Source organism: Mycobacterium sp., from assembly GCF_025933915.1.
Classification (GTDB): domain Bacteria; phylum Actinomycetota; class Actinomycetes; order Mycobacteriales; family Mycobacteriaceae; genus Mycobacterium.
In genome coordinates this window covers 1-14,626 of the sequence record NZ_JAICZA010000120.1, presented here as the reverse complement: position 1 = coordinate 14,626, position 14,626 = coordinate 1, and the positions used below count along the sequence as shown (strand labels likewise).

The following is a 14,626-nucleotide window of genomic DNA, read 5'->3' as shown; positions in this document are numbered from 1 at the left end:
GCGTACACGGACAGCGCGCCGGTGTCGGCGAAGATGTCCACCGTTGAATAGACGGAATAGGCCAGCCCACGCAGCTCCCGGACCTGCTGGAACAGCCGAGAGCTCAGGCCGCCGCCCAGCGCGGTGTTCAGCACCGACAGCGCCCAGCGGTGGCGCCAGTCGCGCCCGGGCGTGCGCACACCCAACGACACATGCGTCTGCTCGGCGTCCCGGTTGCCCAGCGTCAGTCCGGGGCGGCCGGTGACCCGCCCGGCGCCCTTGCGCGGCGCGATGGGTTCACGGCCGCGGACCAGACGCTGGCCGAAGTGCTCGCGCACCAACGCGACCACCTCGTCGTGGTCGACGTTGCCGGCCACCGCCACCACCATGCGTTCGGGCGTGTAGCGCCGGACGTGAAACGAGCGCAGCTGGCTTCGCGTCATCGACGTCACCGACCGCGCGGTGCCGATGACGGGCCGGCCCACCGGATGGTCACCGAACAGCGCGCCCAGGAACATGTCCCCGAGCGCGTCCTCGGGGTCGTCGTCGCGCATCGCGATCTCCTCGAGGACCACGTCGCGTTCGAGTTCGACATCCTCGGCGGCGCAGCGGCCGTTGAGCACCACGTCGGCCACCAGGTTGACGGCCAACTCCAGGTCGGTGTCGAGCACATGCGCGTAGTAGCAGGTGTGCTCCTTGGCGGTGAACGCGTTCAGCTCTCCGCCGACGGCATCCATCGCCTGGGCGATGTCCACCGCCGTGCGACTGGGGGTCGACTTGAACAGCAGGTGCTCGAGGAAGTGCGCCGCACCGGCGACGGTGGCGCCCTCGTCGCGCGAGCCGACACCGACCCAGACCCCGACCGAGGCGGAACGCACCGCGGGTAAGTACTCGGTGACCACCCGCAAGCCGCCCGGCAGCGTGGTGCGGCGCAGTGCGGCTTGCGGTTCGGGGTCCGCCGCGGCGGTGTTGTTGCCCCGCCTCAGCGCGGGGTCAGCTGCGCGCTTTCGGGAATCAGCTCGCGGCATCAGCAGGGGCGGCCGCCGGGGCGTCGGCGGCGGCCGAGTTGTCTTCCTCCACCAGCACCAGCGAGATCTTGCCGCGCTTGTCGATGTCGGCGATTTCGACGCGCAGCTTGTCGCCGACGTTCACCACGTCCTCGACCTTCGCGATGCGCTTGCCCCTACCGAGCTTGGAGATGTGCACCAAACCGTCGCGACCGGGCAGCAGCGACACGAACGCACCGAAATCCGTTGTCTTGACCACGGTTCCGAGGAACCGCTCGCCGACCGTGGGCAGCTGCGGGTTCGCGATGGCGTTGATCCGGTCGATCGCGGCCTGCGCCGAGGGTCCGTCGGTGGCGCCGACGAACACGGTGCCGTCGTCCTCGATGGAGATCTGCGCGCCGGTCTCCTCGGTGATGCCGTTGATGACCTTGCCCTTGGGGCCGATGACCTCACCGATCTTGTCCACCGGAACCTTGATAGTGGTCACCCGCGGTGCATAGGGGCTCATCTCGTCGGGCGCGTCGATGGCCTCGGCCATTACCTCGAGAATCGTCAGGCGCGCATCTTTGGCCTGGGACAACGCACTCGCGAGCACCTGCGACGGGATGCCGTCGAGCTTGGTGTCCAGCTGCAGCGCGGTGACGAAGTCCTTGGTGCCGGCGCACTTGAAGTCCATGTCGCCGAACGCGTCCTCGGCGCCCAGGATGTCGGTCAGGGTGACGAACCGGCGCTCGGTGCGGCCGTCAACTTCTATGTCGTCGGAGACCAGGCCCATCGCGATGCCGGCCACCGGAGCCTTCAGCGGCACACCGGCATTCAGCAGCGAGAGAGTGGAAGCACAGACCGAGCCCATCGACGTCGAGCCGTTGGAGCTCAGGGCCTCGGAGACCTGCCGGATGGCGTACGGGAACTCCTCGACGCCGGGCAGCACCGGGATCAGGGCCCGCTCGGCGAGCGCACCGTGCCCGATCTCACGCCGCTTGGGCGAACCCACCCGACCGGTCTCGCCGGTGGAGTACGGCGGGAAGTTGTAGTGATGCATATAGCGTTTCGAGGTCTCGGGTCCCAGCGAGTCGATCTGCTGGGCCATCTTGACCATGTCGAGCGTGGTCACACCCAGGATCTGGGTCTCGCCGCGCTGGAACAGCGCGCTGCCGTGCGCCCGCGGCACCACGGCGACCTCGGCCGAGAGCGCGCGGATGTCGGTGATGCCACGGCCGTCGATGCGGAAGTGATCGGTGAGGATGCGCTGGCGCACCAGCTTCTTGGTCAGCGAGCGGAACGCGGCGCTGACCTCTTTCTCCCGGCCCTCGTAAGTGTCGGCAAGGCGCGTGAGCACCTCGGCCTTGAGCTCGTCGGTGCGCGCGTCGCGCTCGGCCTTGCCGCCGATGGTCAACGCCTTGGCCAGCTCGTCGGTGGCCACCGAGGCCACCGAGTAGTAGACGTCTTCCTGGTAATCCGGGAACGTCGGGTACTCGCCGACAGGCTTGGCGGCGGCCCCGGCCAGCGCCTCCTGCGCGGTGCACAGCGCCGCGATGAACGGCTTGGCGGCCTCCAGTCCTTCGGCCACAACGGTTTCCGTCGGCGCCTGGGCTCCGCCCTCGACGAGCTCGATGACCTTGTCGGTGGCCTCGGCCTCGACCATCATGATGGCGACGTCTTTTTGGTCTCCGTCGCCGACTTTGCGGCCGGCCACGACCATGTCGAACACCGCGCGCTCGAGCTGCTCCACGGTCGGGAACGCGACCCAGGTGCCGTCGATCAGTGCGACCCGCACGCCTCCGATCGGACCGGAGAATGGCAGACCGCTCAGCTGGGTGGATGCCGACGCGGCGTTGATCGCCAGCACGTCGTACAGGTCGTTGGGGTCCAGGCTCATGATCGTCACCACGACCTGGATTTCGTTGCGCAGGCCGCTGACGAACGACGGGCGCAGCGGGCGGTCGATGAGCCGGCAGGTCAGGACCGCGTCGGTGGACGGACGTCCCTCCCGACGGAAGAACGAGCCGGGGATGCGACCGGCGGCATACATCCGCTCCTCGACATCGACCGTCAGCGGGAAGAAGTCGAAGTGCTCCTTGGGGCTCTTGCTGGCGGTGGTCGCCGACAACAGCATGTTTTCGTCATCCAGGTACGCGACCACGGCGCCGGCGGCCTGCTGGGCCAGCCGGCCGGTCTCGAACCGGATGGTGCGGGTGCCGAAGCTCCCGTTGTCGATGATGGCGGTCGCCTCGAACACGCCCTCTTCAATTTCAGCGACAGACATAGACGTCCGTACGGCCTCTCTTATTCGGCTGTTTCGCGTCGTCACGCGCAACCTGGAGAGGGTCCGCAGGGCCCGTTCGGGCCTGCGAGTCACCCTGGGAGCTTCCCGAAGAGCCAGTCTGAATACGGCTACGGCCATCGATCGAAGCGGCCGAGAAGCCCCAGATCCGGAGAGCCCGGCAGCCACTACCGAAGACCGCCCGATGCAGACTGGGCTGCTCCCTCGAAGGTGCGTAGTGACACGCTGGAACGGCACACGCGGATCTGCGTGACCGCACCGTTTGCTCGGGCCGAACCGGCCCAGAACGTCCTCACTCTACACGGGCGAGCTCGGCGAGCCAGAATCGCTCGGGATCGGTGGGGCGCTATCGCCCCGGTACCGCCTGCGTCAGCGGCGCAGCCCGAGGCGCTCGACCAGCGAGCGGTAGCGCGCCACGTCGATCTGGGCGACGTATTTGAGCAGCCGGCGCCGGCGCCCGACCAGCAGCAGCAGTCCCCGCCGCGAGTGGTGGTCGTGCTTGTGCACCTTCAGGTGCTCGGTGAGGTCGGCGATCCGCTTGGTCAGCAGCGCGACCTGGGCTTCGGGGGAACCGGTGTCGGTCTCATGCAGGCCGTAGGTGCCCAGGATTTCTTTTTTCTGCTCGGCTGTCAGCGCCACAAACTATCTCCATCAATCGGTCCGCGAAAGGCAAATGTTCCTGGCGCGGCCACCGCGAACCGCAGCACGCGCCGATGTCGTCCGGCAGTTTAGCAGCGGGGCAACCGCCGGGCACAAACGCAGCGCATCAACCCGCGGACAGCAAAGCCCGGGCCCGGTCGGTGTCCTTGCCCATCGCGACGACGAGTTCCTTGACGGAGTCGAACTTGTGCTGGCCGCGGATGCGGGCGACGAAATCCAGCGCCACGTGCTGCCCGTACAGGTCGGCCTCGGTGTCCAGGACGAACGCCTCGACCGTGCGGGTGCGTCCGGAGAAGGTCGGGTTGGTGCCCACCGAGACCGCCGCCCGATAGCGCTCGCCCGGGACCATCGCCCCGGGGGCCCCCGCCCCCTGACCGTGGCCGAGCACGGTGAACCAGGCCGCGTACACGCCGTCGGCCGGGATGGCCGAATACATCGGCGGTGCCACGTTCGCGGTCGGGAAGCCCAGTTCGGCGCCGCGCCCGTGACCCCGCACCACCACGCCCTCGACCCGGTGCGGACGGCCCAGCGCTTCCGTGGCCGCCACCACGTCACCGGCGTCGACGCAGGACCGGATGTAGGTGGACGAGAACGTCACGGTCTCGTTGCTGTGATGCTCGGAGAGCAACGACATCGACTCCACGGCGAACCCGAATCGATCGCCGGCGCGCCGCAGGGTCTCGACGTTGCCGGTCGCCTTCTTGCCGAAGGTGAAGTTCTCCCCCACAACGACCTCGACCACATGCAGGTTCTCCACCAGCAGCTCGTGCACGTAGCGGTCGGGCGTGAGCTTCATGAAATCGGTGGTGAACGGCATCACCAGGAAGACGTCGATGCCCAGCTCCTCGACCAGCTCGGCGCGCCGGGTCAGCGTCGTCAGCTGCGCCGGATGGCTGCCGGGATAGACGACTTCCATCGGGTGCGGGTCGAACGTCATCAACACCGTCGGCACGCTGCGCGCACGCCCCGACTTCACCGCATGGGCGATCAGCTCCGCGTGGCCGCGATGCACACCATCGAACACACCGATGGTGAGCACACACCTGCCCCAGTCCGTGGGAATCTCGTCTTGGCCGCGCCACCGCTGCACGACCGCAAGCCTACGGCGCCGAGTCCCCGGCGGGGAGATCCAGAGGGTGCGACACCCGCCAGGGTGGCGGGGAACACGCCGGATCCGGATCGGGTTGCCTAAACTTTGTCGTTGTGAGGGCTGACGAAGAGCGTGGCGGTCTCACCGCGGTCGGCCAGGACTACCTCAAGGCGATCTGGAATGCCCAGGAGTGGTCCCCTAAAGACGCGCCGCACAAGGTCAGCACGAAGATGCTGGCCGAGAAGATCGGGGTGTCGGCCAGCACGGCCTCGGAGTCGATCCGCAAGCTCGCCGAGCAGGGCCTCGTCGACCACGAGAAGTACGGCGCGGTGACCTTGACCGAGGCGGGGCGGCGGGCGGCGCTCGAGATGGTGCGCCGGCACCGGCTGCTGGAGACCTTCCTGGTCAACGAGCTCGGCTACGCCTGGGACGAGGTGCACGACGAGGCCGAGGTGCTCGAGCACGCGGTGTCGGATCGGCTGGTGGCCCGCATCGACGCCAAGCTGGGGTTCCCGCAGCGCGACCCGCACGGTGACCCGATTCCGGCCTCCGACGGGCAGGTGCCCACCCCGCCGGCGCGCCAGCTGTGGGCCTGCGGCGACGGGGACGCCGGCACGGTGGCCCGCATTTCCGACGCGGACCCCGAGATGCTGCGCTACTTCACCGACGTCGGCATCAATCTCGACTCCCGGCTGCGGGTCCTGACCCGCCGCGAGTTCGCCGGCATGATCTCGGTGGCGATCGAATCCGGCGACGGCGCCGAGACGACCGTCGATCTGGGCAGCCCGGCCGCACGGGCGATCTGGGTGACGGGATAGCTCCGTCCGCGGGCGTAACGTGGCTGCGATTTTCGGCGCCGATTTTCGCAGTGCGGTTACGCGCACGAAGCTCAGTCGGCCAGTAGCCCCTTGGCGATGTGGGTGACCTGGACCTCGTTGCTGCCGGCGTAGATCATCAGCGACTTGGCGTCGCGGGCCAGCTGCTCCACCCGGTACTCGGCCATATATCCGTTGCCGCCGAACAGTTGCACCGCTTCCATCGCGACGTCGGTGGCAGCCTCCGACGAGTACAGCTTGATCGCCGACGCCTCGGCCAGCGTCAGCGGTTTCCCGGCCTGCTGGCGCTCGATGGTGTGAAAGACCATGTTCTGCACGTTCATTCGGGCGATTTCCATCTTGGCGAGCTTGAGCTGGATCAGCTGGAACTGCCCGATGTTGCGGCCCCACAGCGTGCGGCTCTTCGCGTAATCGACGCACAGCCGGTGACATTCGTCGATGATGCCCAGGGCCATCATCGCGATCCCGATCCGCTCGGCGGCGAAGTTGGCGCGGGCGCTGTCGCGGCCGTCGCCGTCGGCGTGCTGTTCGCTCTCGCCGAGCAGCCGGTCCGGGGTCAGCCGCACGTTGTCGAAGAACAGCTCGCCGGTCGGCGAGGACATCATGCCCATCTTCTTGAACGGCTTGCCCTGCGTCAGGCCGGGCATGCCCGCCTCGAGCACGAAGACCAGCACCGGCCGATTTCGTTTGTCCGAATCGGAGTCGCCCACTGTGTCGTCAGCGAGCTTCGCGTAGACGACCAGGACGTCGGCGCAAGGCCCGTTGGTGATGAAGGTCTTCTGGCCGTTGAGGATGTAGTCCTGGCCGTCGCGCTTGACGTAGGTCTTCATGCCGCCGAACGCATCCGACCCGGAGTCCGGCTCAGTGATGGCCCACGCCGCAATCTTTTCCAGCGTCATCAGCTCGGGCAGCCAGCGCTCCTTCTGGGCCAGCGTGCCGCGGCTCATGATGGTCGCCGCACCCAGGCCGAGGCTCACCGACGCGGTGCTCAGCAGCCCGATGCTGACCCGGGCGATCTCGGACACCAGCACCGCGATCATCGACCCCTGGCCTGCTCCGCCGAAACCACCTGACTCATCCGGCTTTTCGTCGGACTCCCCGGCCGCGGACGCCCCGTCGAGCCTGGCTCGTTCCCGGTCGAGCATCTTCTTGACCGACTCGGCGGCCATCGCATCGAGGCCGAACTGGCTGAACAGCTTGCGTGCGATCGGATAGGGCGACATCGCGCCCGTTTCCAATTCGTCCACATGCGGCCGGATCTCTTTGTCGACGAACTGCCGGACGGCGTCCCGGACCATCAGGTCGGTGTCGGACCACTCGATCATGGCGCCCTTAGCGTTCGGCGCGCTGGTAGGCGGTGACGACGGCGGCCCCACCCAACCCGATGTTGTGTTGCAGTGCGGCGCTGACGCCCTCGACCTGACGCTTGTCCGCGGTGCCGCGCAGCTGCCAGGTCAGTTCCGCACACTGCGCCAGTCCGGTCGCGCCCAGCGGGTGCCCCTTGGAGATCAGCCCGCCCGACGGGTTGACCACCCAGCGCCCGCCGTAGGTGGTGTCGCCGTTGTCGATCAGCTTGGGCGCCTCACCCGGCCCGCACAGACCCAGGGCTTCGTAGAGCAGCAGCTCGTTGGCAGAGAAGCAGTCGTGCAGTTCGATCACCTGGAAATCCTGCGGCCCCAGCCCGGACTGGTCGTAGACCTGTTGCGCGGCTTGCACATTCATGTCGTAGCCGATGAGGTTCTTGGCGCTTCCGTCGAACGTCGAGGCGAAGTCGGTGGTCATGGCCTGACCGACGATCTCCACGGCCTGGCCGGCCAGCCCGTGGCTGTCGACGAAACTCTCCGAGGCCAGGATCGCCGCCCCCGAGCCGTCGGAGGTCGGCGAACACTGCAGCTTGGTCAGCGGATCGGAGATCATCCGCGCCGCCAGGATGTCCTCGAGCGTGTAGGACTCCTGGAACTGGGCGAACGGGTTGTTCACGGAGTGCTTGTGGTTCTTGTAGCCGATCTTGGCGAAATGCTCTGCGGTGGAGCCGTATTGCTTCATGTGCTCGCGTCCCGCGGCGCCGAACATCCACGGCGCGACGGGCATCGCGAACTCATCGATCTCGGCCATCGCCTTGACGTGTTTGCCCATCGGCGATTCGCGGTCCTGCGCGCCACCGCCGAGCGAACCGGGCTGCATCTTCTCGAAACCCAGCGCGATCGCGCAGTCGACGATGCCGCCGCGGATGGCCTGTGCCGCCAGGAAAAGCGCCGTCGAGCCGGTGGAGCAGTTGTTGTTCACGTTGACAACCGGGATCCCGGTCATGCCGAGCTCGTAGAGCGCGCGCTGCCCGGACGTCGAGTCACCGGCGACGTAGCCGACGTAGCCCTGCTGCACCTCGCCGTAGGCGATACCGGCGTCCTTCAGGGCGTTGGTGCCCGATTCCCGCGCCATGTCCGGGTAGTCCCAGCCCTCCCGGCGACCCGGCTTCTCGAATTTCGTCATGCCGACGCCGACGACGTAAACCTTGTTGGACATCTCGCCCCGCCCCTTCCGTAGGCCGCCTGGACATCCCAGTGTGCAACGCGGTCCAACCAACCGCTCGGCCGGGACCCGTTACAGCGTCGCCGGGCGGACCACCACCACCGACTTGGTCCGCGAACCCTCGTCGCGCAGCAGCGCGATCACCCGGCCGTCGGGGTCACAGGCTGCATAGACGCCGTCGATCCCGGCCGGCGGCAGCGACCGGCCGTTGGCGCCGGCCTCGGCCTCGTCGGCGGACAGGTCGCGGCGCGCAAAGATCAGCAGGCAGGCCTCGTCCAGGCTGTAGCTCAGCCGCGGGCGCTCGGCCAGCTCGTCGAGCGAATGCGCCTGGTCCAGCCCGAAGCGCCCGACCCGGGTGCGCCGCAACGCCGTCAGGTGCCCGCCCACTCGGAGCGCGGCGCCCAGATCGCGGGCCAGCGCACGAATGTAAGTTCCCGACGAGCAGTCGACCTCGACGTCGACGTCGACGACGTCCAGACCCTGCGGTCCGGGGCGGAGGCCGCACACCTCGAACCGGTCGATGCGCACCGCCCGCGCCTCGAGCTCGACGGTCTGGCCCTCGCGAACCAGCCGGTACGCGCGCTTCCCGCCCACCTTGATCGCGCTGACCGTCGACGGCACCTGGTGGATGTGGCCTCGCAGCGCGCCCACGGCGGCCTCGATCGCCTCGTGGGTCAGGTGCCCCGCCGCGACGCTGTCCACCAGTTCGCCCTCGGCGTCGTCGGTGGACGTGCTCTGGCCCAGGCGGATGGTTGCCGTGTACGACTTGGTGGCCGCCGTCAGCAGGCCGAGGATTTTGGTGGCGCGCTCGACGCCGATCACCAGCACGCCGGTGGCCATCGGGTCCAGCGTGCCCGCGTGCCCCACCCGGCGGGTGGCAAAGATCCGCCGGCAGCGCCCGACCACGTCATGGCTGGTCATCGCGGGCGGCTTGTCGACGACGACGATTCCCGGACCACTCATAGGACGATCGCGGTGAGCACCAGCCCGCGCTCGACCGACCAACGGCCCGCCAGCTCCGTCAGCGGCGGACCCGACAGCGCCGACGGATCGATCAGGATCCGCGAGACGAAACCGCCCGTCGCCGACCCGGGGCCATCGGACTCGAAAACGATGTGGGCGTCCTCGAAGCCCAGCCATCTTTTGGTCAGCGGGAACCACGCCTTGTACGTTGCCTCCTTGGCGCAGAACAGGATTCGGTCCCAATGCAGATCTCCCGACAGGTTGGCGGGGATCTCGGCGCGTTCGGCCGGCAGGCTTATCGCGTTGAGCACGCCGTCGGGCAACACGTCGTGCGGTTCGGCGTCGATGCCCACCGAGCGCAGCGTGTCGGTGCGGCCCACCACCGCACCGCGGTACCCCGTGCAATGGGTGAGGCTGCCGACCACGCCGTCGGGCCAGCAGGGTTCGCCCTTCTCCCCCTTGAGGATCGGCACCGGCGGCAGGCCGAGGTCGCCCAGCGCGATCCGGGCGCAATGCCGGACGGTGACGAACTCGTTGCGCCGCTTGGGCACCGACCTGGCGATCAACGGCTCCTCTTCGGGTAGCGGGGCGAGATCGGGCGGATCGGTGTATACCTCCGAATAGGCCAGGCCATCCGAGGCCGGTACGACGGAGGACATCAACGTGTGCTCCCCCGTCATCGTGATTGCCGCTGCCGCAACCGTTCCCGGAACTGCGTGGCCTGCTGCCGCATCTCGGGAGTGATCTCGAAGTGGCCACCGAAGTCGTTGAGGTCGTCCGGCGCGTACTGGGGATCGGGCAGCACCTGACGCAGCCAGCTGGGCGGCTTGCGGCGCCGCCACTCCCGCGGATAGCCCACCGACACCTCCTCGAAGCGCACGTCGTCATACCACGTGGTCCGCGGGATGTGCAGGTGACCGTAGACCGAACAGACGGCGTTGTAGCGGGTGTGCCAGTCGGCGGTCCTGGTGGTTCCGCACCACAGCGAGAACTCCGGGTAGAACAGCGCGTCGCACGGATCGCGCACCAACGGAAAGTGATTGACCAGAACGGTCGGCGTCATCCAGTCCAGCTCTTCGAGACGGGCGCGGGTGATCTCCAGGCGCTCGCGACACCACGCCTCCCGCGTGGGGTAGGGCTCCGGGGAGAGCAGGAATTCGTCGGTGGCCACCACATTGCGCTCCCGGGCGATGGTCAGGCCCTCGGCTTTGCTCGCGGCGCCCTCGGGCAAGAAGCTGTAGTCGTAGAGCAGGAACATCGGCACGATCGTGGCCGGGCCACCGCGCTCGGTCCAGACCGGGAACGGATGCTCGGGCGTGACCACACCCATCTCGTCGCACATGTTGACCAGGTAGTCGTAGCGCGCCTTGCCGAAGATCTGCACGGGGTCGCGGGTGGTGGTCCACAGCTCGTGGTTTCCCGGCACCCAGATCACCTTGGCGAATCGCCGTCGCAGCAGGTCCAGGGCCCAGCGGATCTCGTCGGTGCGCTCGGCGACGTCCCCGGCGACGATCAGCCAGTCCTCCGGCGACGACGGATGCAGCGACTCGGTGACCGGCTTGTTGCCGAGGTGACCGGTGTGCAGGTCGGACACCGCCCACAGCGTCGGTTGCCCACTGTTGGTCGATTCGCGCCCCGATGTATGCCCAGCCACGAATAACCACCCTAACGACCCGAGCCCGGCAGGCCCGTTTCGTGCCCGGCATCCGGGTGTCGCCGGGGCCGATCAGCGGGCGAACTAGAACGAGTTCAGGTTTGCCTGTGACGTCGCTTGCGCGACTTGTACACTCCCCCGAAAGGACCGCTGCGGCGTCAGGGGGTGTCGTGTTCGCCAGTGTTCGTCTGATGGGGGCGCTCGGTGCGCTGCTCACAGCGGCCATCGGGGGCACGGTGGGCTTGCTGAGCGCGCCGCAAGACCGTTCGGTGCCGGGCGGCGCCGATGGATCCGTCGAGCTGCGCTCGACCGCCCAGCCGATGGAAACCACGATGAAGAGTCCCATCGTGGCGACCACCGACCCGCGCCCGTTCGACGCGTGCGAGGACATCCCGTTCGATGTCATCCAGCGGCTCGGGCTGGGATTCACACCGCCCGAACACGAGGACGGCCTGCGCTGCCACTTCGACGCCGGCAACTATCAGCTGGCCGTCGAGCCGATCATCTGGCGCACCTACGAGGCCTCGCTGCCGGCCGATGCCGTCGAGACGACGATCGCGGGCCACCGCGCCGCGCAGTACTGGGTGCTCAAGCCGACCTATCACAACAGCTACTGGTTCTACTCCTGCATGGTCGTGTTCAAGACCAGCTACGGGGTGTTGCAGCAGGCGCTGTACTACTCGACCGTCTACTCCGACCCCGAAGTCGATTGCATGCAGACCAACCTGCAGCGCGCTAACGACCTGGCGCCGTACTACAAGTTCTAGGGTGAGCACCACCTCGATCCGCCCCACACAGCCGGCCCTGCACACCCTGCGACACCTGGGCGGCAAGGCCCTCGGCCGGCTGCTGGGCCTGCCCCCGGCGACCACCGACTACAGCGTGGAGCGCGTCCGCGTGCCGATGCGCGACGGGGTTCAGCTGGTGGCCGACCACTACGCACCCGCCACGTCCGCGGCCGTCGGTACCGTGCTGGTCCGCGGCCCGTACGGACGCGGATTTCCGTTCACCCTGATATTCGGCGCGCTGTATGCGGCGCGCGGCTATCACGTGGTGCTGCAGAGCGTGCGCGGGACGTTCGGATCGGGCGGGGTTTTCGAGCCGATGGCCAACGAGGTCGCCGACGGCGCCGACACCGTCGCATGGCTGCGTGAGCGGCCGTGGTTCACCGGACGTTTCGCCACCCTCGGTATGTCGTACCTGGGATTCACCCAGTGGGCCCTGTTGCAGGATCCCCCGCCGGAACTGGCCACCGCCGTGATCGCCGTGGGCCCGCACGATTTCAACGAATCGGTCTGGGGCACAGGATCCTTCGCGGTCAACGACTTCTTGGGCTGGAGCGATATGGTGGCGCATCAGGAGGACCCGGTGCGCGCCCGGTCCGCGCTGCGCCAGTTGCAGACCCGACGCAAAGTGGCCCGGGCCGCGGCCGCGACGCCACTGGGCGACTCCGCACGGGCCCTGCTCGGCGCCGGCGCGCCGTGGTTCGAATCCTGGGTCGAGCACAGCGATCCCGACGACCCGTTCTGGAACGCGTTGCGGTGCAACGAGGCGCTGGACCGGGTGCAGGTGCCCGTGCTGCTGGTGGGCGGCTGGCAAGACATCTTCGTCAGGCAGACGCTGCAGCAGTACGCGCATCTGCGCGGCCGGGGCGTCGATGTCGCGCTCACCGTCGGCCCGTGGACGCACACCCAGCTGCTCACCACCGGGCTGGCCACCTGCGCCCGGGAGTCACTGGATTGGCTGGGCATCCAGCTGGGCGGCGCCCCCGCCGCGCGCCGGCCCAGCCCGGTCCGGGTCTGCGTCACCGGCGTGGACCGGGGACAGGCCTGGCGCAGCCTGCCCGAGTGGCCGCCCGCCACCACCGAGCGTGCCCTGTACCTGCGGCCCGGCGGCTACCTGGGTGAGACCGCACCGACCCAGAAAGCGCTGTCCCCGGCCACATTTCGCTACGACCCGGCCGATCCCACACCCACCACCGGCGGCCCGCTGCTGTCCGCCAACGGGGGGTACCGCGACGACAGCCGGCTCGCGGCGCGCACCGACGTGCTGGCCTTCACCAGCGCCACCCTCAGCCGGGACCTCTGCGCCTACGGAACCCCGGTCGTCGAGCTCGCGCATGGCGCCGACAATCCGCACGTCGACCTGTTCGTGCGGGTGAGCGAGGTCGACGTCAAGGGCCGGTCGCGCAACGTCAGCGAGGCCTACCGACGGTTGCACACCGCGGCAACACCGAAGTCGGAGAAGATCGTTCGCCTCGAACTCGACGGCATGGCCCACCGCTTCCGCGCCGGCTCACGCATCCGGGTGCTGATCGCCGGCAGCTGGTCGCCGCGCTACGCGCACAACCTCGGCGGCGGCGAACCGGCGCTGACCGCCCGGCACGCCGCGCCGGTCACCCACAGCGTGCGCTACGGACGCTCCCGGCTGCTGTTGCCCGTCGGCGCGGCCGAGTTGTCAGCCAACGGCGTCGCGGACGCGGACGGCGACCGCCGCTAGCGCGGCCTCGTCATGGACGGGACCGGGCACCGGTGCGGCCCACGGCGCGCGCACCGGAAGCTCCACCCAGCTTTTGCAGCCGGCGTATTCCGGGGTTCGGACGATGCGGACCGGCTCGGCCAGCGGGATCACCGACACCACCAGCACGGCCAGTTTGTGCTTGGGGCGAAAGTCGAGCCTCTCGGCGCGCACCGACTCGGCGGTCCAGATGTGCAGGTCCTCGATGGCGCGAAGGCCTTCTGGACGGTTAACCGGCACTGCCGCAACCACTTTCGCGGCGGCGCGGATCACCAGCTCGTCGTCGGTGCTGTCGCCGGCGGCGGCCTTCAGTACGTCTTGATGCTCGGCGCGCACCCGCTCGGCGTGGCTGTGCGCGACCGTCGGGAACAACAGGAACTCGCGGGCGGCCAGTTCGAATCGCTTCTCACCGATGCCGCCCTTGCGCAGCAGCACCCGCTGGCGCCCGTCCAGCAGCGCATGGACGGCGGCGCTCCACTCTTTGAGCGCGGGCGTCGTCGCGGTCACCGTCATGTCGCACCGGCCAGCCGGGCCAACACCTCGGGCCGACGCAACGGTGGAACCGTCTTGGGCGGTTGGCGCCGCGGAGCCAGCTGCCCGAGCAACCGCGTCGTCGTCTCGGTGACCTCGGCAACGGCCGCCTCGAACGCCTCGGCATTGACCGCGGACGGGTGGGTGATGCCGCTGACCTTGCGCACGTACTGGCGGGCCGCCGCCGCGATTTCCTCGGCCGTGGCCGCTGGCTGTAGACCGCGCAGTTCGGTGATGTTCCGGCACATGACCCCACGATAAGCGCTGCCCGGCGACGCCGCCCACCGCGCGAGCTGGGGGCGCCTCCCGCTTGCGGGGGAACACAGAAGCACCTCCTGACCGGCGCGCCATGGGGCCTTTGCGTCTGCTCGCGAGGCCAGCTCTACGGTTGCACTCATGACCGACGAGATCCTGCTGATCGACACCGAAGACCGCGTGCGCACCCTGACCCTCAACCGACCCCAATCGCGCAATGCGCTGTCCTCGGCGTTGCGGGACCGCTTTTTCAGCGCGCTGACCGACGCCGAAACCGACGACGACGTGGATGTCGTCATCGTCACCGGTGCCGACCCGGTG

15 protein-coding genes are annotated in these 14,626 nt (G+C 68.6%); 4 read left to right on the top strand and 11 right to left on the bottom strand.

Annotation, left to right across the window (positions count from 1 at the left end):
* From Q0W90_RS17780 to Q0W90_RS17765, 4 genes are all read right to left on the bottom strand, one after another.
* A partial coding sequence (locus tag Q0W90_RS17780; RefSeq protein ID WP_297775498.1) for a pitrilysin family protein occupies positions 1–1,007 on the bottom strand: 1,007 nt, incomplete at its 3' end.
* Positions 994–3,252, bottom strand: a complete 2,259-nt coding sequence (locus Q0W90_RS17775; protein WP_297595763.1) for a polyribonucleotide nucleotidyltransferase — start codon at positions 3,250–3,252, stop codon at positions 994–996. The genes Q0W90_RS17775 and Q0W90_RS17780, both read right to left, overlap by 14 nt.
* A gap of 387 nt (positions 3,253–3,639) precedes the next feature.
* A complete protein-coding gene (gene rpsO, locus Q0W90_RS17770) occupies positions 3,640–3,909 on the bottom strand; it encodes a 30S ribosomal protein S15 (protein ID WP_297775495.1) in 270 nt (89 codons plus the stop codon).
* Positions 3,910–4,036: 127 nt separating this feature from the next.
* Entirely contained in the window at positions 4,037–5,020 is a 984-nt protein-coding gene (locus Q0W90_RS17765) for a bifunctional riboflavin kinase/FAD synthetase (protein WP_297699352.1), read from the bottom strand.
* Between the two features lie 113 nt (positions 5,021–5,133).
* On the opposite strand from Q0W90_RS17765, the gene mntR reads away from it, so the two are divergent.
* A complete protein-coding gene (mntR, locus tag Q0W90_RS17760; protein ID WP_297699350.1) occupies positions 5,134–5,838 on the top strand; it encodes a manganese-binding transcriptional regulator MntR in 705 nt (234 codons plus the stop codon).
* Between the two features lie 71 nt (positions 5,839–5,909).
* Here mntR and Q0W90_RS17755 read toward each other — a convergent pair whose 3' ends face one another.
* The 5 genes from Q0W90_RS17755 to Q0W90_RS17735 all read right to left on the bottom strand — a co-directional run bounded on the left by Q0W90_RS17755 (position 5,910) and on the right by Q0W90_RS17735 (position 11,002).
* Positions 5,910–7,181 carry an acyl-CoA dehydrogenase family protein gene (locus Q0W90_RS17755; RefSeq protein WP_297699348.1) on the bottom strand — a complete coding sequence of 424 codons (1,272 nt, stop codon included), beginning with the start codon at positions 7,179–7,181 and terminating at the stop codon, positions 5,910–5,912.
* Between the two features lie 7 nt (positions 7,182–7,188).
* Positions 7,189–8,379 (bottom strand): lipid-transfer protein, encoded by a 1,191-nt coding sequence (locus Q0W90_RS17750; RefSeq protein WP_297595758.1) that lies wholly within the window; start codon positions 8,377–8,379, stop codon positions 7,189–7,191.
* A gap of 78 nt (positions 8,380–8,457) precedes the next feature.
* On the bottom strand, positions 8,458–9,348 hold the full coding sequence (gene truB / locus Q0W90_RS17745; RefSeq protein WP_297699346.1) for a tRNA pseudouridine(55) synthase TruB: 891 nt from the start codon (positions 9,346–9,348) through the stop codon (positions 8,458–8,460).
* Positions 9,345–10,028: a 4'-phosphopantetheinyl transferase gene (locus tag Q0W90_RS17740; protein WP_297595756.1), complete on the bottom strand. Its 684-nt coding sequence runs from the start codon at positions 10,026–10,028 to the stop codon at positions 9,345–9,347. The genes truB and Q0W90_RS17740 overlap by 4 nt, the downstream gene beginning before the upstream one ends.
* A complete protein-coding gene (locus Q0W90_RS17735; RefSeq protein ID WP_297595755.1) occupies positions 10,025–11,002 on the bottom strand; it encodes a metallophosphoesterase in 978 nt (325 codons plus the stop codon). The genes Q0W90_RS17740 and Q0W90_RS17735 overlap by 4 nt, the downstream gene beginning before the upstream one ends.
* A 170-nt stretch (positions 11,003–11,172) precedes the next feature.
* On the opposite strand from Q0W90_RS17735, the gene Q0W90_RS17730 reads away from it, so the two are divergent.
* Positions 11,173–11,769 (top strand): DUF3558 domain-containing protein, encoded by a 597-nt coding sequence (locus Q0W90_RS17730; RefSeq protein WP_297595754.1) that lies wholly within the window; start codon positions 11,173–11,175, stop codon positions 11,767–11,769.
* A gap of 1 nt (position 11,770) precedes the next feature.
* Positions 11,771–13,501 carry a CocE/NonD family hydrolase gene (locus Q0W90_RS17725; RefSeq protein WP_297595753.1) on the top strand — a complete coding sequence of 577 codons (1,731 nt, stop codon included), beginning with the start codon at positions 11,771–11,773 and terminating at the stop codon, positions 13,499–13,501.
* Here the strand turns inward: Q0W90_RS17725 and Q0W90_RS17720 are convergent.
* Together Q0W90_RS17720 and Q0W90_RS17715 are read right to left on the bottom strand one after the other, a co-directional pair.
* The gene (locus tag Q0W90_RS17720) at positions 13,460–14,032 is read right to left on the bottom strand and encodes a DUF1802 family protein (protein ID WP_297699344.1); all 573 of its coding nucleotides are present in this window, start codon (positions 14,030–14,032) and stop codon (positions 13,460–13,462) included. The two genes, Q0W90_RS17725 and Q0W90_RS17720, sit on opposite strands and share 42 nt — an antisense overlap.
* Positions 14,029–14,298: a DUF2277 family protein gene (locus tag Q0W90_RS17715; RefSeq protein WP_297595751.1), complete on the bottom strand. Its 270-nt coding sequence runs from the start codon at positions 14,296–14,298 to the stop codon at positions 14,029–14,031. The genes Q0W90_RS17720 and Q0W90_RS17715 overlap by 4 nt, the downstream gene beginning before the upstream one ends.
* Before the next feature lie 148 nt (positions 14,299–14,446).
* On the opposite strand from Q0W90_RS17715, the gene Q0W90_RS17710 reads away from it, so the two are divergent.
* On the top strand, positions 14,447–14,626 hold a 180-nt coding region (locus Q0W90_RS17710), incomplete at its 3' end, for an enoyl-CoA hydratase-related protein (protein ID WP_297775491.1).

Bases quoted from the DNA above. Each gene is read 5' to 3' on its own strand.
- Q0W90_RS17775 (WP_297595763.1), bottom strand. From the start codon at position 3,252: ATGTCTGTCGCTGAAATTGAAGAGGGCGTGTTCGAGGCGACCGCCATC.
- Q0W90_RS17755 (WP_297699348.1), bottom strand. From the start codon at position 7,181: ATGATCGAGTGGTCCGACACCGACCTGATGGTCCGGGACGCCGTCCGG.
- Q0W90_RS17750 (WP_297595758.1), bottom strand. From the start codon at position 8,379: ATGTCCAACAAGGTTTACGTCGTCGGCGTCGGCATGACGAAATTCGAG.
- truB (WP_297699346.1), bottom strand. From the start codon at position 9,348: ATGAGTGGTCCGGGAATCGTCGTCGTCGACAAGCCGCCCGCGATGACC.
- Q0W90_RS17740 (WP_297595756.1), bottom strand. From the start codon at position 10,028: ATGACGGGGGAGCACACGTTGATGTCCTCCGTCGTACCGGCCTCGGAT.
- Q0W90_RS17720 (WP_297699344.1), bottom strand. From the start codon at position 14,032: ATGACGGTGACCGCGACGACGCCCGCGCTCAAAGAGTGGAGCGCCGCC.
- Q0W90_RS17715 (WP_297595751.1), bottom strand. From the start codon at position 14,298: ATGTGCCGGAACATCACCGAACTGCGCGGTCTACAGCCAGCGGCCACG.